This is a genomic window from Achromobacter pestifer, assembly GCF_902859625.1.
Taxonomy (GTDB): domain Bacteria; phylum Pseudomonadota; class Gammaproteobacteria; order Burkholderiales; family Burkholderiaceae_B; genus Achromobacter; species Achromobacter pestifer.
Window position 1 is genome coordinate 462,264 of the sequence record NZ_CADIJX010000005.1, and the last position, 22,212, is coordinate 484,475.

At 63.0% G+C, this 22,212-nt stretch carries 14 protein-coding genes; 5 read left to right on the plus strand and 9 right to left on the minus strand.

The features are described from left to right. The first annotated feature begins 28 nt into the window (after positions 1 to 28). A complete protein-coding gene (locus tag HV753_RS21265) occupies positions 29 to 568 on the plus strand; it encodes a sigma-70 family RNA polymerase sigma factor (RefSeq protein WP_175176564.1) in 540 nt (179 codons plus the stop codon). Further along, positions 561 to 1,523 (plus strand): FecR domain-containing protein, encoded by a 963-nt coding sequence (locus HV753_RS21270; protein ID WP_175176565.1) that lies wholly within the window; start codon positions 561 to 563, stop codon positions 1,521 to 1,523. Before HV753_RS21265 ends, HV753_RS21270 begins: the two co-directional genes overlap by 8 nt. Before the next feature lie 31 nt (positions 1,524 to 1,554). Here HV753_RS21270 and HV753_RS21275 read toward each other — a convergent pair whose 3' ends face one another. Continuing rightward, positions 1,555 to 2,418, minus strand: a complete 864-nt coding sequence (locus tag HV753_RS21275) for a LysR substrate-binding domain-containing protein (RefSeq protein ID WP_175176566.1) — start codon at positions 2,416 to 2,418, stop codon at positions 1,555 to 1,557. 148 nt (positions 2,419 to 2,566) lie between these two features. Here HV753_RS21275 and HV753_RS21280 point away from each other — a divergent pair, with 148 nt between their 5' ends. Further along, the gene (locus HV753_RS21280) at positions 2,567 to 3,697 is read left to right on the plus strand and encodes an agmatine deiminase family protein (RefSeq protein ID WP_175176567.1); all 1,131 of its coding nucleotides are present in this window, start codon (positions 2,567 to 2,569) and stop codon (positions 3,695 to 3,697) included. A 42-nt stretch (positions 3,698 to 3,739) separates the two neighbouring features. Here the strand turns inward: HV753_RS21280 and HV753_RS21285 are convergent, their stop codons facing one another. From HV753_RS21285 to HV753_RS21300, 4 genes are all read right to left on the minus strand, one after another. Then, on the minus strand, positions 3,740 to 4,789 hold the full coding sequence (locus HV753_RS21285) for a hypothetical protein (protein WP_175176568.1): 1,050 nt from the start codon (positions 4,787 to 4,789) through the stop codon (positions 3,740 to 3,742). Between the two features lie 108 nt (positions 4,790 to 4,897). Next, a complete protein-coding gene (locus tag HV753_RS21290) occupies positions 4,898 to 7,354 on the minus strand; it encodes a TonB-dependent siderophore receptor (RefSeq protein WP_175176569.1) in 2,457 nt (818 codons plus the stop codon). 66 nt (positions 7,355 to 7,420) lie between these two features. After that, positions 7,421 to 8,407: a FecR domain-containing protein gene (locus tag HV753_RS21295; RefSeq protein ID WP_175176570.1), complete on the minus strand. Its 987-nt coding sequence runs from the start codon at positions 8,405 to 8,407 to the stop codon at positions 7,421 to 7,423. Beyond that, complete coding sequence (locus HV753_RS21300; RefSeq protein ID WP_175176571.1) at positions 8,404 to 8,910, minus strand: sigma-70 family RNA polymerase sigma factor; 507 nt, start codon at positions 8,908 to 8,910, stop codon at positions 8,404 to 8,406. The genes HV753_RS21295 and HV753_RS21300 overlap by 4 nt, the downstream gene beginning before the upstream one ends. 345 nt (positions 8,911 to 9,255) lie before the next feature. Between HV753_RS21300 and HV753_RS21305 the strand changes: the two genes are divergently transcribed. Next, entirely contained in the window at positions 9,256 to 11,718 is a 2,463-nt protein-coding gene (locus HV753_RS21305; RefSeq protein WP_175176572.1) for a penicillin acylase family protein, read from the plus strand. Positions 11,719 to 11,821: 103 nt separating this feature from the next. Here the strand turns inward: HV753_RS21305 and HV753_RS21310 are convergent, their stop codons facing one another. Both HV753_RS21310 and HV753_RS21315 read right to left on the minus strand, forming a co-directional pair. Beyond that, positions 11,822 to 12,544 carry an META and DUF4377 domain-containing protein gene (locus HV753_RS21310; protein WP_217481489.1) on the minus strand — a complete coding sequence of 241 codons (723 nt, stop codon included), beginning with the start codon at positions 12,542 to 12,544 and terminating at the stop codon, positions 11,822 to 11,824. A 578-nt stretch (positions 12,545 to 13,122) separates the two neighbouring features. Then, entirely contained in the window at positions 13,123 to 19,095 is a 5,973-nt protein-coding gene (locus HV753_RS21315; RefSeq protein ID WP_175176574.1) for a DUF3320 domain-containing protein, read from the minus strand. A 187-nt stretch (positions 19,096 to 19,282) separates the two neighbouring features. Here HV753_RS21315 and HV753_RS21320 point away from each other — a divergent pair, with 187 nt between their 5' ends. Continuing rightward, entirely contained in the window at positions 19,283 to 20,053 is a 771-nt protein-coding gene (locus tag HV753_RS21320) for an extracellular solute-binding protein (protein WP_175176575.1), read from the plus strand. A gap of 106 nt (positions 20,054 to 20,159) precedes the next feature. On the opposite strand, the gene HV753_RS21325 is transcribed toward HV753_RS21320, so the two are convergent. Next, positions 20,160 to 20,987 (minus strand): lysozyme inhibitor LprI family protein, encoded by an 828-nt coding sequence (locus HV753_RS21325; RefSeq protein WP_175176576.1) that lies wholly within the window; start codon positions 20,985 to 20,987, stop codon positions 20,160 to 20,162. Between the two features lie 37 nt (positions 20,988 to 21,024). Beyond that, positions 21,025 to 22,179, minus strand: coding sequence for a COG3904 family protein (locus tag HV753_RS21330; protein ID WP_246288342.1), 1,155 nt, complete (start codon positions 22,177 to 22,179; stop codon positions 21,025 to 21,027). Positions 22,180 to 22,212: the final 33 nt, after the last annotated feature.

Here is a 22,212-nt window from a genome sequence, read left to right on the forward strand (position 1 = left end):
TCCTGTCCTTGAACTGCCCGCTTCCGTGATGACCGCCCCAAGCCCACCGCTCCCCAGCGCAGAACGCGACAGCGTCGCGGCCCTCTATATCGAGAACCACGCTTGGCTGCGCAATTGGCTGGCTTACCGCTTGAACTCCTGGGGCTCGGGCATGGCGGACGACCTGGCTCACGACACCTTCGTCCGCATCCTGGCCAGCCGCGCGGGCACGCGGCGCGAGTCGATCCAACAACCCCGCGCCTACCTCACCACCGTGGCCAAGGGCGTGCTGTTCAGCTGGATGCGCCGCCAGACGCTGGAGCGAGCATGGCTGGACGCGCTGGCCACGCTGCCCGAACCGCAGCACCCGTCGCCCGAACAGCAAAGCATCATCCTGGAGACCCTGCACGAGATCGACGCCATCCTCGACACGCTGAAACCGCGTGTCAAACAAGCGTTCCTGATGGCGACGCTGGACGGCATGAAACAGCAGGAGATCGCGCAGGCTCTGGGGGTGTCGGTCCCCACCATCAAGAGCGACATTCACAAAGCCTATCTGGCATGCCTGAGCCTGATGCCCGATGAATGACGTCCCGCTTTCGCCGCGCATCCTGGAAGAGGCGGCGACCTGGTTGCTGCTGATGCAAGAGGCGCCACTGGCCCCCACACAGCAAACCGAGTTTGAGCGCTGGCGCGTGCGCAGCAGTGATCATCAACGCGCTTGGCGACGCGCGGAACGGCTGCTTGCCCGGATGGGCGGCCTGCCGCCTGCCTTGGCAAAACCCGCACTACAACGTCCCGCGCAGACGGGACGGCGTGCGATGCTGCGAAGCATCGCCCTGCTGCTCGCAGCGGCCCCATTGGGATGGCTGTCATGGCGGCATCAGATCTGGCGGGACTGGCTGGCGGCCGACTACGTGACGGCGGTTGGCGAACGCCTGGACATCAAGCTGGACGATGGCGCCGAGATCGCCCTGAACACCGGCACAGCACTGGACGTGCGCTATGACGACCAGCAGCGGCTGCTGCGCCTCCGTCAAGGCGAAATCCATGTCGTGACCGCAACGGATATCCAGCGCCCGCCGCGCCCGTTCCTGGTGCAGAGCGATCACGGGCTGATGCTGGCCTTGGGCACCCGGTTCACCGTGCGGCAACTCACCGATCACACGCTGCTGGCCGTGTACGAAGGAGCCGTGCAGGTCCATCTGGACGGGGCAGGCGCCCCACTGGGCGCCAATGTCATCGAGGCCGGACACCAAGTCCGGTTCGACCGCCACGGCCTGGGCCGCATCGAACCCGCCAATGCTGACGCACTGGCTTGGCGCAAGGGTTTGCTGGTGGCGGACGACATGCCCGTGCGGTCATGGGCTGATGAACTGATGCGCTATGGCCGCGACATCATCGAATGCGATGCCTCGCTGAATCCGTTGCGGGTGTCGGGTTCCTTCCCCGTCAACGATCTGCCGCTGGCCGTTGGCATGTTGGCGCAAACCTACGGCCTGCGCATCCGGCATGAAGGGCAACGCCTGCGCATCGGCCGGTAGCGTTCCGCGATGCGCCTCGCGCCGCGCTGTCCTAGGACGGCGCCCCCAGTTCTCCGCACACCCATTCGCAGAAAGCGCGTGTCAACGAGTCGCCCTGACTGTCCCGATGCACCAGCCACGTCCACTTCGGGCCACGCACCGTCTGGTCGGTCAATGCCACCAGCGAGCGGTCACGGCAAGATCGATCCGCCAACAGGCTGCTGACCAGCGCCATGCCCAGCCCCTCACGGGCAGCATCCAGCAATTGGCCCGGGTCCGAGAAATTCATGCCTTGCGCACGCTGCCCCACATCGGCCCCGCCCTGCGTATCCCAATGGCTCCAATCCATCTCTCGTTCGCCATGCAGCGTGGGGCGCGACCCTGCCTCTGGTGCCAACCAGCGTGGGTGGCAAGCCGGATACAAGCGGTCTTCAAACAAGACGCGAAACTCGCAATCGGCTTGTGGCCCCATGTCATCGCGTATCGCGATGTCGATCGTCTGCTTGGCCATGTCCGGCGCGGCGTCGCTGGTATACAGCCACAAATCCGCCTCGGGGTGCTGCTCGCGAAACGACGCCAGCCGGGGAAGCAGCCAGTGCCTTGAAAACGCCGGACTGGTGTTCACCACCAATTGATTGGGCTTGCGATACTGGTCCAGCCGACGAATGCCGGCCGCCAACTGTTGGAGCATCGCCTGCGTCGTCGCCAGCAGATCCCTCCCGGCATCGGTCAACGACACCGTGCGGCCCTGCCGAAAGAACAAGGGCTGTCCCAGATAGTCTTCCAGGCCACGAACCTGCTGGCTAATCGCCGATTGCGTCAGATGCAGCTCCGCGGCGGCCTGATGGAAACTACCCAGCCGGGCGGCGGCCTCGAAGCCCCGAAGCACATTCAGCGGAGGCCATTGCTTAAGCATATTGATAAGTTCTGCTAATCATAATTCCGCTAAATATATCGCTTGTCGGCATGTTTTATCCAGAAATACACTGTTTTCCAAGAGGTGCGCACCTTTTCCTTTCACATAACCAGTATTTATCAATTCCCCCGAATTCCAGGAGATTCCAGTGCCCTCCCGCCGCCGACTCATCCAACAAGCCTCTCTGCTTATCGGCGCCCGCGCCGCCGCCGCACTCGGTCTGGGCTTGCTTGCACCCGCTGCCGCACGCGCCGCGCAAAAGCCAGGTTGGCACATGCCCGATGAAGGCGCCCCCCAGGCGCGCGCCTTCATCGCCTTCGGTGCCCAGGACGCCATCTGGGAAGACTTCACCGCCGATGTCCAGGCCGCGCTCGGCCGGATTGCCCGCGCCATCGCCACGTACCAGCCCGTCACCGTGTTCTGCCGCGCAGGCGAACTGCGTCAGGCGCAGCGCCATTGCGGCGCAACCCATGTCACGTTCGTCGAAACCCGCCTGGACGACATCTGGATGCGCGACATCGGCGCCAACTTCCTGCTGAATGGACAAGGCGGCGTCAGCGGCGTGGACTTCAACTTCAACGGCTGGGGCGATAAGCAACGCCATGCCGCCGACGCAGAGATTGCCGCTGAAACCGTGGAACTGGCCAATGCCGAATACCGGCAAAGCGACCTCATCGGCGAAGGCGGCGGTATCGAGGTTGACGGCCGCGGCACCGGCATCATGACTGAAAGCAGCTGGATCAATGCCAACCGCAATCCCGAGTGGACCAAGGCTGAGGTCGAGGACGAACTCAAGCGCTGCCTGGGCCTGCGCAAGATCATCTGGCTGCCCGGCATCAAAGGCCGCGACATCACCGACGCCCACGTGGACTTCTACGCCCGCTTCGCGCGGCCAGGCGTTGTCGTCGCCAACCTGGACATGGACCCGGACTCCTACGACCATGCCCTCACCCGCACCCACCTGGACATCCTGCGCCGTGCCACCGATGCCGACGGCAATCCCCTGGAAATCCACACCATGAGCCCGCCGCTGCGTCCGCGGCGCAGCAAATTCCTGGATAGCAACCCGGATTTCGCCGCCGGATACATCAACTACTTCGTCATCAACGACGCAGTGATTGCGCCGGAGTTCGGCGACGGCGACGCAGACCGGAAGGCCTACGACCTACTGACCCGGCTGTATCCCGGCCGCAAGGTGGTGCAGCTGAATATCGATGCGATCGCGTCCGGCGGTGGTGGAATTCATTGCGTGACGAATCAGTTGCCCGTCGCTACCTGAGCACACTGAGCCGACGCAACACGCATTCCGTAGGCCGCCGCGTCACGCCAGAAACGAAGCAACCTCTTCCGGCGTCAGGTAACGCTTGAACGTCATGGATGGCTGTTGCGCATCGTGGATCGCGCTATTGAATCCCGACCAGTTGCGCTTCATGCCCTCTTCTGTCTCCAGTGCAATCAGCACGCGCTTGCCGTTGCGGGGCATGTTGTCCCGCAACGCGGCTTCGCCCCAGGCATACTGCATCGAGTTGACGAGTTCGCCGTTCACAAAGGCACCCGCCTGTAGCCATTGGAAATCCGCCGAATCCCGTTCCATGTCTGGCTCGCGCGCGGCGATCTCCCGCGTCACGCCCAACGCCTGCGCGTGTTCACCAATCAGAATCTGCAATAGCGTGAACGCATGGAACGTGTTGTTGATGCCATGCGCCTGGGCAACAAAACCCGTCTTCGACGTGGGCAGCACAATGATCAGCTCGTCCTCGTAACTGATCTGCGATGCCAGCCACAGGTAATGCAGCTGCTCGAATGGCAGGCTGTCGTTCAGCGTCGCCATGGCGTGCAGCAGCAACAGCAATTCCTTGTCGGCGATGAAGGCCTGATGGTTGGCGCGGCTACGCATCAGCATGGTCATCATGGGTAGAACCAGCGTGTCCACCGCCTGGTGCAGGGCTTCGATCTCCCAGCGCTTGTCCGTGGCGACCTCGGCCATTTTCTCTTGTGCATCGGACCAGGCTTGGCGATCGGCCTCTTCGACTTCTTCATCATCCTCTTCGACTTCCAGCGCGCAATACGGACGCAGGGTTTGCAGCCATTGCTTCAACAGCGATTGCAGCGTGGGAAAGAGGACGGCGGGATCGGCGCCATCTTCCACCAGCGAACCGCACATCAAGGCCAGTGCCGATGCACGGCCGGGATGAAGCGTGGCAAGCAGTTCCGCGCAAGCTTGCAGGCAAGCGGCGGTGTGGGCCGGCTCTTGGGCATAGGCGTAGAACGCGCCGACTTCGGGGCGCTTGAAGAACTGCTCCAGGGAATCCAGGTCGTCGGGAGTGTGGATCGGCGCGGTCAGCGCGGCGATGAGGTCATCGATAGGCATGGAAAGGGCGGCGGAAGTTGACGTGATTCGAGAGCGGCCGGTGCAAACCCGCGCAGCCCGTCTTTCCATGCAGTTTATTTCAGAACCCGAGGACGGTTCCCCGTGGCATCAAAACTGATACTTGACCCTCAGCCACACGTTTCGCGGATTTCCATAGGTATACCCGTTGTACCCGCCCAATCCTGCGTAGTAACGCTTGTCGGTCAGGTTCTCCACATTCAATGACGTGCTCACATTCTTGCTGATGTCGTAACGCGCCATCAATCCCAGCAGGGTAAGCCCACCCTGCCTCACTCGCCCCAATCCGTAGTATTCGTCGAAATAGATGTCGCTCTGATAACTCAGGCTACCGCCGACGGTCAGCTTGTTCCAATCGCCCGGCAGCCGATAGCTGGTGGCGATCCGCAGCAATCGGCGGGGATAGGTCGGATTCATCAACACGTCATGCTTGTCCCGCTTCGCGTGATACGTATAGCCAGCCATGACTTGCCATCCCGCCAGCACCTCACCCGCGGCGGTCAGTTCAAAGCCCTGACTGCGAGCGCCCTTCTCAGCCCGTTGCGGCGCGGTGCCGTCCGGCAGCGGCGGTGCGCCAACGTCATCGACCCCAACGTTGTCTTCCTGCGTCCTGAACACGGCAAAGCTGGTGTTCAACGCACCGTCGAAGTGTTCCCCCTTGATGCCCAGCTCCATGTTCTTTCCGCGCTTGGGATCCAGCACCTGGTTGTTGCGGTCACGCGCGGTGTTGGGCTGAAAAATGTCGGTGTAGCTGGCGTAGACGGAGTAATTCTGGCTGACGTCGTAGACAATGCCTGCGTAGGGGGTGAAGACGCTGCTTTCCCGGGTAGGGGCGGCAACGGTGCGGTGCCCATCGCCGCCATCAGCCCATGACCGGTCCCAATCGGTGCTGCGGTACCAGGACACGCGGGCGCCCAGCAGCAGGGATAACGGATCGGCCAGCTTCAGGCGCGTGGAGCCATAGAGGGCGCGTTCCTCCGTGTCGGTGCCGAATTTGAAGGCGGGATACGGAAAATCGGGTTTCGGGATGGCCGACATCTGGTAAATGTTGATCGGCCGTTTATCGTCGCCACCGGGCACGGCGCTGGTGCCCGAGACCCAGTTGGAATAGCTGTTCAGGTTGAAGCCCACGCTGGCTTGATGCGTGCGGCCGAACAATTGGAAGGGCCCGGTTGCATAGATGTCGAAGGACTTGTTCGTGCTGCCAGCGGGGTTGTTGCCCAGATCCAGCACACCCTCGCCGGTGTCGGGGTTGATGTCCGACGGCCACAACCAAAGGTCGCCGCCGTAACGCTTGCGATCGTTCTTCATATAGGCGGCTTCGGCCTTCACCCGCCATTCGTTCGCGAAGCGATGCTCCAGATTCAGGAAGGCGCGCTGCGTGGTCATGTTCCAGACGCTCCAGGGCGTGCTGGAATTGAAGGATCGCGGCAGATCCGTGCGCGTGCCATCGTTGAAGTACAGCGGGCTCTGGCCGAAGTTGGCGCCGTCGATGGCGGTCTTCTCGTATTCGTAGCCGGCAGTCAGCAGGGTGTTGGCGGTCAGGTCGGCTTCGACAATGCCGTAAAAAACATCATCCTTACGCTTTTTGTCGTCGATGAAACTGTCTCCCGCGCTGTGCGAGGCCACAATACGCCCGCGCACCGAGCCCGATGCGTTCAGGCCACCGCGCAAGTCCGCTTCCGTCAGATAGCGGTTCCATGAGCCCGCGCCCGCAGTGACGCTGCCCGCGAATTCCTCGGTGGGCCGTTTGCGCACCAGGTTGATGGCGCCGCCGGGCGTCCCCACGCCGTTGAGCAGGCCCGCCGCGCCGCGCAGAACGTCCACCCGGTCATAGATGGCGGTGTTGAACATGCTGGCCTCGGCCGCCACGCCGCTGAAGGCCAGTGTCGGCAAGCCGTCGATCATCGTATTCAGCTCAAAGCCGCGCGACGTGAAGCGTACGCGCTCATCCAGCCGGTCTGCCACGATGCCCGGCGTCTGGCGCAACACCTCATCCAAGGTGACCAGGTTCTGGTCGTCCATCTGCTGGCGAGTGACCACGCTGATGGATTGAGGCGTTTCACGCAGAGACAGCCCCATGCGCGTGGCGACGCCGGAAGCAGGCGCGGTGTAGGACCCCGACCCTTCCGTCGGGGCATCGCCGTCACGATTCCCGGTGACTGTCACGGCGGGCAAGGACGTGACCTCGCCCAGAGGCAGCCTGCGCAGGGTGTAGCCGCCGTCAGGCCGCCGCGCGGATTCCAGGCCGCTGCCGGCCAGCAACTGACGCAGTCCCTCTTCAAAACCGTAGGTCCCGTTCAGCCCTGGCGACCGCAGGTCTCGCGTCAACGCCGGATCAAAGGAAAGCAGGACGCCTGCCCGGGCGGCGTATGCGGAGACTGCCGCGCTGAGTGGCCCTGGCTCGATGGCAACCGTTACCTGCCCGCTGGCCGTCTGCGCGTGGGCTGGCGCCATCATGCCCGCCAGCGGAAATGCGAAAGCGGTTGCGCCGCGCAAGGCATGACGGAAGACGCTTGCGCGCAAATGGGAAAAACGCGGGGGCATGACGGGCACTCCAAAGGTTGGTCTTACCCTCGTAGCCAGATAAGACGCGCAAAGTGCTAGTCGCGGTTACAAATTCATGGCGCCGGTTTGCGGCACGATCGATACCCAGTAGCGCGTGCGATAGCGCAGGCTCAAGCGCAGGGTGTCGGCAATGCTCGCCAGCACGCGGTCGGTGTCCGCCAGCGGGAACGCGCCAGAGATCGGCAGGTGCATCACCTCGGGTGCGCAATCGACCCAGCCCGTCCGGTAGCGGGAAAGCTCGCGCAGGAACGCATTCAACGGCATGTTGTCGACTTGCAGCATGCCGTGCTGCCACGCCGACGGATCGCCCGTCAGCGGCTCGGGTTGAGCGGTGCGCCCCCCCGTAAAGCGCAGACCCATGCCGGCCGGCACGATCCGCGCGTCGTCGTCCGATGCGCCGGAGACGGCCACCCGCACCGCACCTTCCAGCACTTGCACGGCCGATACGCCGTCATCGCGCCTGACCACGAAGCGGGTGCCCAACGCCGTGATGCTGCCCTCGCGAGTCCGAACGATAAAGGGCCGTGGGCGGCGCTCCGGGTCGGGCGCGGTCTCGACCAGGATTTCCCCCGCATGCAGCGCGATCAGGCGTTGCTGCGCATCGAACAGCACGTCCATGGACGTCGACGCATTCAGCACGACGCGGCTGGCATCAGCCAACGCCAGGTCGCGCCTCGCCCCCACCGGCGTCCGATACTGCGCCACCCAGCCGCGCCACGCCTCGTCGCGATACGCGAACCAGGTCGCCCCCCCGGCGCTGGCCAGCACGATCAGTTTGCCCAGCGCACGTCGTCGGGCGGGTGACCACGGCTGACCCAACACCGGCAGAACGCCCTTGGGCAAGGTGTCAAAGCGTCGTGTCAACGCTTCAGTGCGCTGCCAGGCCCGTTCGTGCTCAGGATCGGCCTGGCGCCATGCCTGCCATTCCAAGCGATCGGTCTCGGTGGCGGTGCCCGACGTCAGCCTCAAGAACCAATCCACCGCGCCATCCAGCGCGCGCGGGTCGATGCGCCCTGCTCCGCCAGCGTTCACGGCGCCACATCCAGGCAATGGCGCAATGCGCGCGCGATATAAAGTCGCACCGAGCCCACGGAAACACGTAAGGTCTTGGCGATCTGGGCGTGGGTCAGGCCTTCAAGCTGGCAAAGCAGGAACGCACGCCGCACGGGTATCGGCAGGCCGTCGAGCATGGCATCGATCTCGAACAAGGCTTCCAGCGCCAGCGCGCGCGCCTCGGGCGACGGGGCATGCGTCTGAGGCAGTGCGGACAGCGTATCCAGGTAGGCGCGTTCAAGATCCCTGCGCCGCAGGTGATTGACCATCAGGCCATGCGCAATGGTCGCCAGATAGGAGCGCGGCTCGCGGATGTCCCCCGGTTCTCGGCGGGCCAGCACGCGCAGATACGTGTCGTGCACCAGATCCGCTGCGTCGAAGGCGCACCCCAACTTCTTGCGAAGCCAGCCCTGCAACCAGCCCTGATGGTCTTGGTACAGCGTATGAAGGGAGTGCTGCGGGGTCGGGTCGGAAGCAGCCATGGAAACGCGCGAACATAGATGAGAATGACTACAATTTACAACATCGGCTCTGGGGTTGGGAAAAAACCATCGCCCCTGAGTAAAAGTATCAGACTGCAATTTCATGCATTGGATGACCGGCTGGCCTCTCCTGCCGCCCAAGCCGCCCCCGGAGCCCATCCGGCAGCGCCCCCAGGCGCGGCCGCGTGCGTGGCCGGCGTTACAAGCCCACTCAGATTTCATCAAATAAAACACCTCGAGCGCCTCGCCTGATTTAGTTCTATGGCTTGCTTGCGGGCGCGTCCGGCGGCATGACGCCCTGGGGCCTGTAGGCATATACAAAAGCAATAATCTCGAGGAGGAGCCATGCGTATTCTTTATCGCAGGATCGCCGCATCGCTGGCGAGCGGGCTGATTGTCTTGGTGGCTGGCTGCGCCGCGCCGGGCGGCAAGAAAGACACGATCAACATGGCGGGACTGTCCCAGCCCGTGGAGATCGTCAGGGACAAGCACGGCGTGTCGCATATCTATGCGCAGAACCAAAGCGATCTGTTCTTTGCCCAGGGTTTCAGCGCCGCGCGCGACCGCTTGTGGCAACTGGACCTCTGGCGCCGTCAGGGCGAAGGCAAGATGGCCGAACAGTTCGGCCCGCGCTTCATCGAGCAGGACCGCGCCGCCCGCCTGTTCCTTTTCCGTGGCGACATGCAAGCTGAATTCGCCAGCTACCATCCCGAGGGCAAGGCCATCCTGACCGCCTTCGCGAACGGCATCAACGCCTACGTGAATTGGGTCAAGGCGAATCCCGAACAATTGCCACCCGAATTCAAGCTGACCGGCACCGAACCCGGCTATTGGAGCCCGGAGACCTCGCTGATCCGCATCTACGCGCTGACGCGCAACCTCAACGAGGAAGTCAAGATGGCGCAGCAGGTCGCCAACTTGGGCCTGAACAACGTGCAAGGGCTAAGCACCTTCGAGCCGCCGCTGGCGTTGCAGGTGCCGGCGGGCCTGGACGTGCGTCAGATCGACAAGACGATCCTGGCCGATTACGCCCTGGCGCGCGATGGCCAGAAATTCGTCGCAGCCGACTTCCCGCGCAGCCCGCTTGCCGCCGACGAGCGCGCAAGACTTGCCAACGCGCTCTCGGAAGGCAGGCTGGCGTCGCTGGACCCGGATTTCGATCCGATGGCGACCCGCTATGAAAGCAACAACTGGACGATTGGCGGGCAGCACACCGCCAGTGGGAAGCCCATCCTGGCGGGCGACCCGCACCGCTCCATCACCATGCCCTCGCTGCGATACATGGTGCACTTGAACGCACCGGGCTGGAATGTGATCGGCGCCGGAGAGCCCGCGTTGCCCGGCGTATCCATGGGTCACAACGACCGCATCGCCTTCGGGCTGACGATCTTTGCGTTCGGCGACGAAGAGGATCTCTACGTCTATGACACCAACCCGGCCAATCCCAGCGAATACCGATACAAGGGGGGTTGGGAAAAAATGCGCCAGGTCGACGAGTCCATTCCCGTGCGGGGCGCAACGCCCGCCGTCCGCAACCTGAAATTCACGCGCCACGGCCCGGTGATCCACGAAGATCTGGTGCGGCACAAGGCCTACGCCTTGCGGGCCGCGTATCTACAGTACCCGGGCACGGCGGCTTATTTGGCCAGCCTGCGGTTGAACCAGGCACAAAACTGGAACGAGTTCGTGGCCGGCATGGAGAAGCACTACACGCCCAGCGAGAACATGGTGTATGCCGACGTGGACGGCAACATCGGCTGGTTTGGCGGCAGCATCGCGCCGATCCGTCCGCGCGCCGACTGGTCAGGCATGCTGCCCGTGCCCGGCAATGGCGATTTCGAATGGGCCGGCATCCTGCCGGGCAGCGCGTTGCCCAGAGCCTACAACCCGCCCGAAGGCTACGTCGCCACCGCCAACGAGTACAACCTGCCCGCCGACTTCGCGTACAAGGACATGTCGGCGCGCACCTGGGCCGAACCCTACCGCGTGCAGCGCATACGAGAAGTCCTGGCCGAAGGCAAAGGCCTGACGGTGCAGCAATCCCAAGATCTTCAGTACGACAATCTCTCCATCCCGGCCCGCACCCTCGCGGGCTATGCCAAGTCCCTGAATTCGGCCGACCCCGCAACGAATGAAGCGCTGGCCCTGCTCAAGGATTGGGACTATCGCATGGGCGCCGACTCGCGGGCCGCCTCGGTCTATGCATTCTGGTTGCCCGAAGTCGTCAAGCGCGTGACGGATCTCTACGTGCCAGCCAACGGCCGCGCGGCCTTCGGCGAACTCTCTACCCGCAAGACGCTAGAGAAGCTGGCCACTCCCGACGCGGCGTTCGGCCCCACGCCGCAGCAAGGCCGTGACGCGCTGCTGCTGCAAGCGCTGGCCGACGGCACCCAAAAGCTGCGGGCAAAGCTTGGACCGGATGCGACCCAGTGGCAATGGGGCAAGCTGCATCACATCCAGTTCGAGCACAGCCTGGCAAGCCTGCTGCCGCCTGACACCGCCCGCGCCTATGGCACGCCGCGCTATCCGGTCGGCGGCGACAACGACACGGTGCATCGCGGTACGTTCCGCAAAACCGACTTCCGTCAGATCAGCGGTTCGTCGTACCGCCAAGTGATCGATGTGGCCAACTGGGATAACTCGCGCGTCCAGAACGTCCCGGGACAATCGGCGGATCCCCGCAGTCCGCATTATCAGGATCTGCTCAAGGGTTGGGCCACGGGGGAATATTTCCCCATGGCGTTCAGCCGGACCAAGGTGGATAGCGAACGCGCGGACACGCTGACACTGCGGCCTTCCGGTAACTGAAGAGCCGCTACGAATGCAAGGAGCCGGGCAACTGCCCGGCTCCTTTTTATTCGTGCCTGCTCAAACGGCGCGCAGGCCACGGTCTGCCATCGTCAGACTGCCGTCATTTCTTTGACGCATCCTGCTCGACAACCATGTCCAGCACATACACCTTCGACGGCGCATCGGCGGGCGGGTTCTTCCAGTCGTAACGTTTCACGCGCAACACCGTCCGCACGCCATCGTGGTGCTCGTAGCCTTCAATCGACTGATAAAGCGGATGCCACTTGTCCTGCGTCGGCTGCTGGATGCCTGCCTCGTTGTAGCGGCGTTCACGCACGTTCAGGCACTGGTAGCCGGGAATCAGCGGGTGGCTGCATTCCACCTTCTTCGCAGCGACTTCCAGGAACATGATTTCGCCGGCGCTGCCATACAGCGTCTCGGGCGTCGGTTCACCCACAAACTTGAGCACGCTGCCATCTTGCGCCACCAGTTCCAATGCGGGCTCGGCGGTATCGCCGGATAGCGTCGCCCGCAGATCACCCTTGATCCGCTGGCCGATCTCGGCATCCAGCTGCATCAGGCTTTGCTCGCAAGCCTTCATCGTGGACGCCAGGTTATTCACATGCAGCACGCCGTTCTTGTAGGTATACCCGCCGAACTGCGCGTTGCAGCCACCGCGAATATTCAAGGCATCGCCTGAGAACGTCAGGCGCAATTGCTGTTCGATCCCTTTCTGAAGCGCGGCAATCGGCTTGCCGGACGAATCAGTGGCAGACGCCAGACGCCAGTAATACGCGGGCAGGGTCAATTGACTGGCGGGCGAGGTGGCGGTGGTGTTGGGCATGGAGGACGATCCTTCGCTGGGGGAGGAAACCGGGGCGCAAGCCTGAAGCAGCGCGGCGCACACGGACGCAAGGAGGATTGTTTTTTTCATGGTTCGTTCCTGTAAGCCGGATGGCACTGATGAAAAGCGGCATTCTACGTCCACAGTATGGACGAATCAGGCGAACAGGCCCCCAGACAGTTTCAAGATCTTGCTGCATGATCTGCCCTCGAATCCAGGCTACGGCAAGCCTGGCAACCCCGCGTCATGCGGCAGCAACAGGGGTTCGGCCGTTCCATTTCTCGCCTGCGGACTCGATCCGCAATTACAGTCTGACACCATACCTGCGCTACACCCCGCAGGTCTTTGATCCCTGGCACATCCAAAATCAGCACTTTCTTGGCGCTTACTTCCAACGAACACGAAGTGCTTGCCCGACTGACCGGCCGCCAACGTGAAGGGCCGCGCAAGATGGCGCCAGGCAGTCCGATCCGCGCGACATGGCCGCTTCGGTTTGCATCGGGCTCGGACTCCCTTCCGTTAAGCGGCTGCCCGTTTCCGTGACGCACCGCTCACCGGAAACCCTACCCAGCGACGGTTCACGCTCCCCGAAGCATCCCTTCGCTGTCACGGATGGTTCCCCGATCCACCAACAGGGACACCGCCAGTCCCAACCTGGCCTCCGCATCCGTCAACGTCCGTGACATGCCGAGCATCCGGCACACGGACTTGATCACATCGGACTTGGGCGCGTTGCCCATCGTGGCCAGCACACGCATGACGCCGTTGGCCAATTCCTGGATGCACACGTCGTCAATCCGGCGGCGTGATGCGTCATCATCGCCTGCTGCGCGAAAATCCTTCCATTCTTCGGGCCTCACGTCCGTGGGCCAATAGAACGTGGCATGACCTTCCTCGGTCTGGCCCACGTCCCCGGGCGTCAAGGCACGCAGTCTTTCCACGATCCTGACACCCGTTCGCTCCAATCCCCAGGCACGCGCCACCTTACGATGCAGCACAGCCTCGGAAATCGGTCCTTCAGCGTCAATCACCGCGCGCAGTTGTTCGGCCAGCTGGCCGTTGCTGCCGCGGCTGTAGAACGCCTCTGGGTCGCCGCCCGTCAACTCCGCCTGTTGATACGTCATCCAACCGTCCGTCATGCCAGGCGATGCGTCGTGTTCAGCCGTCGCAGCGCCCTCTTCGGTGGTGATCACGAATTCCACCGCGCCAGCGGCATCCGCAACGTCCTCCTGGACCACGCCTTCGACCTCTGGCGCTTCCTCGGTCTTGCGCTCCAGCTCCGCGTTCAAGCGGGCAAGGATCTTCTGGACTTCCCGCTCCGGATTGATCCACCAATCGGTCGACCAGACGCGATGGAGGCGCCATCCCAAGCCTTCCAGCACGACCTGCCGCAAGCGATCCCTATCGCGCGCCGTGGCCCCGGAATGGTACGCCCGGCCATCGCACTCGATCCCCAACAGATACCGCCCGGGCGCACGCGGATCCACCACGCCCATATCGATCCGGTAGCCCGAACATCCCACCTGCGGATGCACGACCCAGCCCTGGTTGCGCAGCACCTTGATGACCTGGGTTTCAAACGGGCTGTCAGGTTCACGTCCGGTCGGCAGCGATTGCTCGACCAAGGCGCGCGGCCCCTTCAGCGCAAATTCCAGGTAGTGCTTCAAGTCGCGAACACCGGTCGCGCGCACCCGCGACAGGTCGATCTGCTCGGGCAACAAGGTGCTGTAGATCACCACGCCTTCGCGCGCGCGCGAAATGGCGACGTTCAGACGGCGATGCCCGCCTTCGCCATTCAGCGGCCCGAAGTTCATCGTCATCTTGCCGGCCGCATCCGGGCCGAACGTGATCGAAAAGTAAATGACGTCGCGCTCATCACCCTGCACGTTCTCCAGGTTCTTGATGAACAACGGTTCGCGGGACTGCGCGGAAATCGCCTTGTCCAGTTCCGCGTTGGTGCGGCGCCGGGCATCCAGCAGGGTTTCGATCAGCGATTGCTGAGGCTGGTTGAACGTGACCACGCCCAAGGTCTGACGGCGGCGCGACTTGTCCAGATAGTGTTGCTCGATGCCTTGCACAATGGCTTCCGCTTCGCGGCGGTTGGTACGGCTGCCACCCCGATCGTAGATGCCGGCCACCTTCTCCAGGCGCACGGCCACGTCATCCGTGACAGGCGACGGGAAAGTGATCAATTGCGAGTCGTAGTAGGTGACGTTGCTGAAGGTGATCAGGCTTTCGTGCTTGCTGCGATAGTGCCACTGCAAGCGCAGGCGGTTCATGTCCGCGCCCAGGCACTCGTCCAGAATGCTCTCCAGGTCTTCCACCTGGCCGTCATCACCAGCGCCGTCTTCCTCGGGCGTGGATTTGCTGAAGAAACTGGTGGGGGGCAGTTGCTTGGTATCGCCCACCACCACCAGTTGCTGACCGCGCGCGATGGCGCCCACGGAATCCCACACGGGAATCTGCGACGCTTCGTCAAAGACGACGACATCGAACTGCGAATGGCCCGCATCCAGGTATTGCGCGACAGACAGCGGTGACATCAGCAGACAAGGCTTCAGCTTGGGCAACAGCGACGGCAGGCGTTGCATCAACTGGCGCACGGGAACATGGCGGGCCTTCTTTTGCAGTTCGCGGCGCAGCAGCCCCAATTCGCTGTCGGGGCTGACCAGGATGCCATTGCCGGCGGGCACCTTGCCTGCCAATACCGCGGCGATATAGGCAGACGTCAGTTTCTGGAACCGGTCATCGGCATCGCGGAATTCCCGGATCTTGCGTTCGTGGTCGGCGCTGGAAAAGGAGCGCAGCACGGGCGAATGGTCGATGACCTTCTTCACCCACCAGTTGCGGTAGCTGAATTCAAAATGGGCTTCCACCTGCTCCAGCGGCACGCGGCCCTGTTCAAGGGATGCGACCAAGCCTTGCAATTGGGCCCCGACGGCCTGCTCACGCGCTTCGCGCCAGACGCACCAAGGCATCAGAAACTGCTTGTTGTGGCGCCAGCCGGCGATGACGGCCTGGATGCGTTCCAGTGCGCCATTGGCGTCCGTGGCGCCCGACAACGCCTGGACGGGCTTGGCCAGCGTGTCGACATCAGCCAGCTTGTCTTGCAGGGCTCGCCACGCATGGCGATAGTCCAGCAAGTGCCTGCCCAAGACGGCGCCAGTTTGTAGGAATGCCCGGTTTTCGCTGACCAGCGGTTGCAGGCGCGCACGCAGGTCGGCCGCCGCGGCGGGATCACCCGCGACCAGGGTCACGATGTCGGCGAAACGTTGCGCCCATTGCTCGTGGCGCTGGACTTGTTCCCAATCCGTGCCCAGTCCGTCATAGGTGTCCAGCAGCAGACGCTGGGCATCCGCCTTCAAGACAGCCAACTCGCGATCTTCCGTGTTGACCATCGACAGTGGCGCCAGCACGGCGCTTATCGCCGCCTCATCCGGACGTTGCGCGTCTGTGCGATACGCCGCCAGACGCTTGCGGATGCCACCCTTGGCGAACACGGACTTCGGCCACCATGTCGAGCAGGCGCCCAGCCATTCGGCTTTCAGCACATTGGCGTCCAGCTCAGCCAGTTGCGCATTCCATTGCGTGCCCACTTGCGCCCAATGCGCGTTACGCGCCAGTCCGTGGCGGGCCATGGCCTGCACTTGAGACCGGACGACGGCATCGTGGGCTTGCGCGGCCAATCCGGCTGGCACTTGCGGCGCGGCCAGCAGCACGTCGATCAATTGATCCAGCTTGGCATAGGCGTCCAGGCTCAGGCCGGCGGTCGGCAGACCCAGGCCTTCTTCCACCGACACCGCTCGTTCCTGAAATTCGGCGACCGCCTGTTCAAGCGCCTGTGCCGCCAGCAAGAGCGCGTCTTGCCAGCTGGGGCTCCACTCGGCCATGCCGATGTGTGCCAGCGGATGGCCGTGCAGCGTGCCGAGCTCGCCAGACAGCGTGGACATGCGTCGGGCGGTCTCGCGCAATTGCGCCAGGTCCTTGCGCCCGTGTACCTGCGCATCCGGCCAGGACAACGGTGAGGGATCCTTCCCCGCGTTCTGAATGCAGGTGCCGATGGCATCAAACACCGTCAGGCCATTGGCGTACTCGTGATGCAGCGCATCGACCAAACCGTTCAGCTCCTGGCGCAGCACGGCCAGGCGCTCGGCCTCGCGGCCCCAGTCGTCGCTGGTGCGCTGGCCGCCATGGTCCAGCGCTTTGCCCAACTGCTGCAACACTTCGGCTTTGCGCGCCTTGGACGAATGCAGTTCCAGGCAGAACGGGCCCAGGCCGATATTGGCCAGCCGGCGATGCACGACCTCCAGTGCGGCCATTTTTTCGGATACGAACAACACCGTCTTGCCACGGGCCAGCAAGTGCGCGATCAGGTTGGTGATGGTCTGGCTTTTGCCCGTTCCCGGCGGACCTTCCAGCACCAGGTCGCGGCCGGCATCCACGGCGCAAATGGCTTTCAACTGCGACGAGTCCGACAGCAGCGGGGTCAACAGGTCTTCAGGCTTGTAGCTGTCGTCCAGACGGTCAAAACGCGCATCCAGGGGTTCCTTCGCAAAAGCTTGGCCGGGATGATCGATCAGATGCTTGACGACACGATTGGCTTTCAGTTGCTCGGTGCGGTCCTGCAAGTCCTTCCACATCAGGTACTTGGTGAACGAGAAAATCCCCAGGTGCACCTGCTCCAGCACCTCCCAGCCCGCGATCTCGCGCACCGCCAGCCGGAAGGCTTGCAACACGCGCGCCACGTCCACGCCCTTGTCATCGGCGGGCAGGATATCCAGACCCGGGATACGCAGTTCGTAGTTGTTGCGCAGCATTTGCAACAAGGTAGGGTTGATGATGGTCTCGTCATCGTGGCGTACCAACCGGAAACCACTGCGCACCGATTGGCGTTGCAGCGACACCGGCACCAGGATCAGCGGCGCCAGATGGGCGCTTTCCGCACCGGGGCTTTCCGTCCAGCGCAACATGCCCATCGCCAGGTACAGCGTGTTGGCGCCGCCTTCCTCCAGGCCGATGCGCGCCGCGCCGAAGATCGTCAACAGATTGGCGTCCAGCGCGTCCTGCGTCACACGAGCGATCAGTTCCTTGTTGCCCAACGCCTCCAGCGCCATGTCGTCCACCGGCGCACGGCCGCCACGGCTGACGTGGACGTCGGCCACGCGCGGGTCGTTGCCTTCCATCAGCGCGGCGGGCAAGGGGCGGATGCGGAATTCACTGCCGTCGACAATGGCGTCTTCCAATCGGCCCAGATCAGGCACGACCAGCGGCAAGGTGGACTTGGTCAGCTTGAAATTCAGCAGGCGGTTGCGCAGTGTCAGGTCCAGCAGGCGCGATTTCCACTTGGCCAATCGGCCTTCCGGCGTGTCGTCGGCCGGCTCCAGGCTGATGACGAATTCCGGGTCCAGCGGCGGCAGGTCGGGCGTAGGTTCGATGGCGGCTGGGCGCTCCACGTCGTGAGCGTCGCCCGGCGTCACCGACACCACACGCGACGGCAGCGGCTTGATCTGCAATTCACGCGCGCGATGCACGTCGATGGCGTAGCGGAACGTGTTCTCTTCGCGCAGATGCGCCGCCCCCTGCTCCAGCGCCAGCCGCAGCGACGGACGGAAGTTCGGGTGTTGCGCGATGCCGGTGGTTTCAAAGACCAGGAACTCACCACTGTCCACGCGCTTGCGCACGGCCTGCACGTCGTCGGTCAATGGGTCCGCGAAGCAGGCCTGATGCAGCCACACGCCCACCCAGGCGTGCCCGTCCTTCAGCAAGATGACAGGACGCAGCCCTGCCTGCTCCAGGCAGGACGAGAACAACATGGCCAGGTCCAGGCACGTGGCCACACGGGCTTCCATGATGCGGTCTGGCGTGCGGATCTTCTGGCCATCCACACCAAAGGATGCGGGCGGCTCGGCGTAATGCAGGCTCTCGGCAGCCAGGGTGCTGTAAATGGCCGACACCTGTTTCCACACCACGTCGCGGCTCTTGGACTGGTAGCCGTTCATCTGCAACTCGGCATGCTGCGCGCGCAGCAGCTTGGACGCCTTGCCGATCAGCACATCCACCGCCGGATTGTTGGGCATGGAAAACGCGGCCAGCAGTTCAGGCAAGGCGCGCGTGCCGGCCCATTGGTCATAGGCCAGCACGGTAATGGGCTGCGACGCCCGGCCCAATTCCTGCGTGCCCGCCTGCACGGTCACGTTGATGGCGGCGCGCACGGCCTCTTGCAGATCGGCCACGTAGGCATGATCCGGCGCCAGGTCCAACGGCGAGACGCGCCGGATTTCGCCGGGCGAAAGCTTGTCGAACCGCAATGTGACGCTTTGCGCGAAGGCCGGATTGCAATGAAGGTGGACTGCGATGTTCTCGAAGCCCTGCGGAGAACGATTGGTCAGACGCAGGGAACGGACGACGGGAACCGCATTCTGAATGGAGGCATACCCCAATGTCGGGTCCGCTTCGATGTCGATGGCGATGGCATCGGGCGTGTTCGCCCCTGCGGCATGCGCCGCGCCTTCCTGGATCGCCGGCTGTTCCAGGTCTTGTCGCTTATCCATCGATCTCTCTCTGCCAGTACGGGGCAATCGCCCCATTTCAAATCCGCAAGGACGAATTCTAAAGCCCGCGTCGAGTAGCGGCGCCGGTAAGCACCATTCCCTGCGGAATATTCACCTGTCCGCCAACGTCTATCCATTGGGACGCCGCTTGTCGGCGCGGATCGAAGACACTCGAAAAGGGAAGGATATGAAGTCGTTCAAAACCTTCGCCGGCGGCATCGTCGCCTTGGCATGCTTGACCACCGCCCCCGCGTGGGCCGCGCAGGACCTGAATGTCTACGGCCCCGGCGGCCCGGCCCCCGCCATGAAGGAAGCCGCCGAGGCATTTAGCCGCACCCATCACATCAACGTCAACGTCACCGCTGGCCCCACGCCGGCCTGGGCGGACAAAGCCAAGCAAGATGCCGACGTGCTGTTCAGCGGCGCCGAGAACATGATGAGTGGCTTTGCCACCGCGCTGCCCGGCGTGTTTGACCTGCGCGACGCCCGCACGCTGTACTTGCGCCCGTCTGCGATCCTGGTGCGTCCCGGCAACCCAAAGGGCATCAGCGGGTTCAAGGACTTGCTGAAACCGGGCATCAAGGTCATGGCCGTGTCAGGCGCGGGACAAACCGGGCTGTGGGAAGACGTGGCGGGCCGCTTGGGCAATATTGAAACCGTGCGCGCCTTTCGCGCCAACCTGGTTCTGCCCGAGGCCGGCAACAGCGCCATGGCACGCACCCAGTGGACCGAGGACAAGAGCATCGACGCCTGGCTGATCTGGAATATCTGGCAAGTCTCGAATCCCACGCTGGCCAGCGTGGTGGATATAGAGGAACCCTACCGCATCTATCGCGACGCCGGTGCAGTCGTGACGAAACAGGGCAAGAACAATCCCCAGGCCCAAGCGTTCGTGGATTATCTGGCATCAAGCGACGGCAAGGCCATCTTCAAGAAGTGGGGCTGGAAGACGGACTGATCGCGCATCCGCGCGCTACGTCCCAAAACAAAACCCGCATTCTCCGATCGGGGAATGCGGGTTTCAGAATGCGTCACGGCAAGCAAGCGGCAGATACCGCACGGGTCTATTGGGCAGGCGGATACGCAGGGTCGGTCAAGCAGGCTTTGACCCATTCAAAATCATCCGACGCATCAATCTCCCCGTCGATCTTGGGCAACGGCTCTGATGCATAGACATACTCCGGCGCTTTCGGCTGCCGATTCCAATTGGCCTTGGTATCGCCCACGCTGGCGCAAGCCTCGTCCGAACTGTTGAACGAGCAGGACGCAATGACCTTGGGCTTTCCGGCCACCACATTGGCGACGTACCGCTTGACGTAAACCGCGCCAGTTGCCCAGGACTCATCCACGGAGCAAACGCGGTCGTTGTTCTGATAGTGGCGAATCGCAAAGCAGGCGTAGTCATAATCGCGCGGGAGCACATCGCAAGACGTCCAATAGCCCGCGAACTCGCCCCCCGTGAATTGCGCTTGGAATTGCTTCTGCTGAACCACACGGCTGATCATGTCAGGCGTTGCGGATCCTTTCCTGGTTTCCTTGAACTGCGCCGCGCGGTTAAGGATCAATTCGCGCACGATCTCGCCCACGGTCTTGTCATCGGACACCGCGTCGGGGTCCGTGATCAGCCGGTCCAGCGCCTTGTCGCGCGCCTCGACCCATCGCTTCTGGCTGTCCATCAACATGGTGCGAACGTCGGCGTCGGGCGCCTGCTTCAGTATCGCGCTGTAGGCCCGATTCAGTTCAGCATCGGCTGCCACGGTCTTCTTGTCCGAGCAGATCAGTTTCTCAGCAGCAGTGCTGGCCTTGCCGCAATTGATGGCCAGCGCGGGCGCCGATGCCATGAACAAGCCAGCCAGAAGCAACGGTCTTACCAGGGACAAACCGGATTTCATCAAGTTCTTCTCTATTCCAGGAGCCAGCCGGGACGGCTTAACGGCTGATGACTTCGCTATCTTCCATCACAATGCGATAACGATTGCGCAAGTCCAGCACATAGGTGAAGTTCGACGCGCCGGTGGCGGTCTTGCCGCGTGCCGGGCTGGACACCTTGTAGTCGTAGATACCCACGACCATGCACATCTGGTCCTTGCACTTCGCCTTCAGGGTGCTTTGGTCCACCACGAAGCGGCGAATGGGCCAGCGTGCGAAATACGCTTCCTTGTCCGCCAGAATCTCGGATTTGGGGCGCTGCTTCTTGAAGTAGTCAACGCTGTCCGCATAGAACTCGCGCGTGAAATTCATCGCTTCTTCATTTGTGCCGCTACCCGCCTGAATCATCAGCGCGGCCGCATTGATCGCCTTCTGTTCGTCCGAAATGGCCGCAGGCGCGGTTTCCTTCTTCATGTACGGATTGGCAACCGGCGCAGTATTCGAATGCGCCGTTTGAGCCGGTGCTTGAGCCGGCGCTTGCGCGGGAGGCTGGGCTTGCGGTGACGTCGGCGCCGCTGCCGGCGCATTGGCCTGACGGCCGCCCGCGCTCGCCGGTGGCGGGCTGTTTTGCGCAGTCTGCGTCTGCCCCGTGCGATTGATGCCGTACTTGGCGATTTCCTGCGGCGTGAAGAAATACATCTCCTTGGGTGGCGTGCTGAACATGATGCCCAGCACATCCGCCGACACGCCATACTTCGGCAGCGTCGCGACAATATCCGATACGCCGAACTGAGCCTGTTCGCCCGTCATTTCCGGCGCGGAGATCTGATGCACCCCCAAACGGCCTTCGGCCACCCGTTGGCGGCCGGCGAAAAACACGAATGCGCAGGCAGAGGCGCAGTAGCTGTCTTTGGGAATGAACGTGTTCAGTCCACGCTCGTAGACCTCTTCCGCCACGACCAGGCCGATATGCACCAGCCCGCCGCCATTGTTCTGAAGAATCAGGGTGCCGATGCTGGGATGCTCGCGCAGCGCCTTCTTCAGATTGAGCATGTCGTTGGCGCCGACACCCGTGTGATAGATCAGCAGGCTGGGCGCGCTGGGGAAAAAGACGAACGGGCCATAGCGTTCAGCCTCTTCCGCCGGTTTCTGCGGTTGCGCGGGTGCCTGGGCCTGAGCCGAGGTGGCTGCAATGCCGCCCAGCGACAATGCCATGCAAATTCCAAAAGCCGTTAGTTTTCTTTTCAG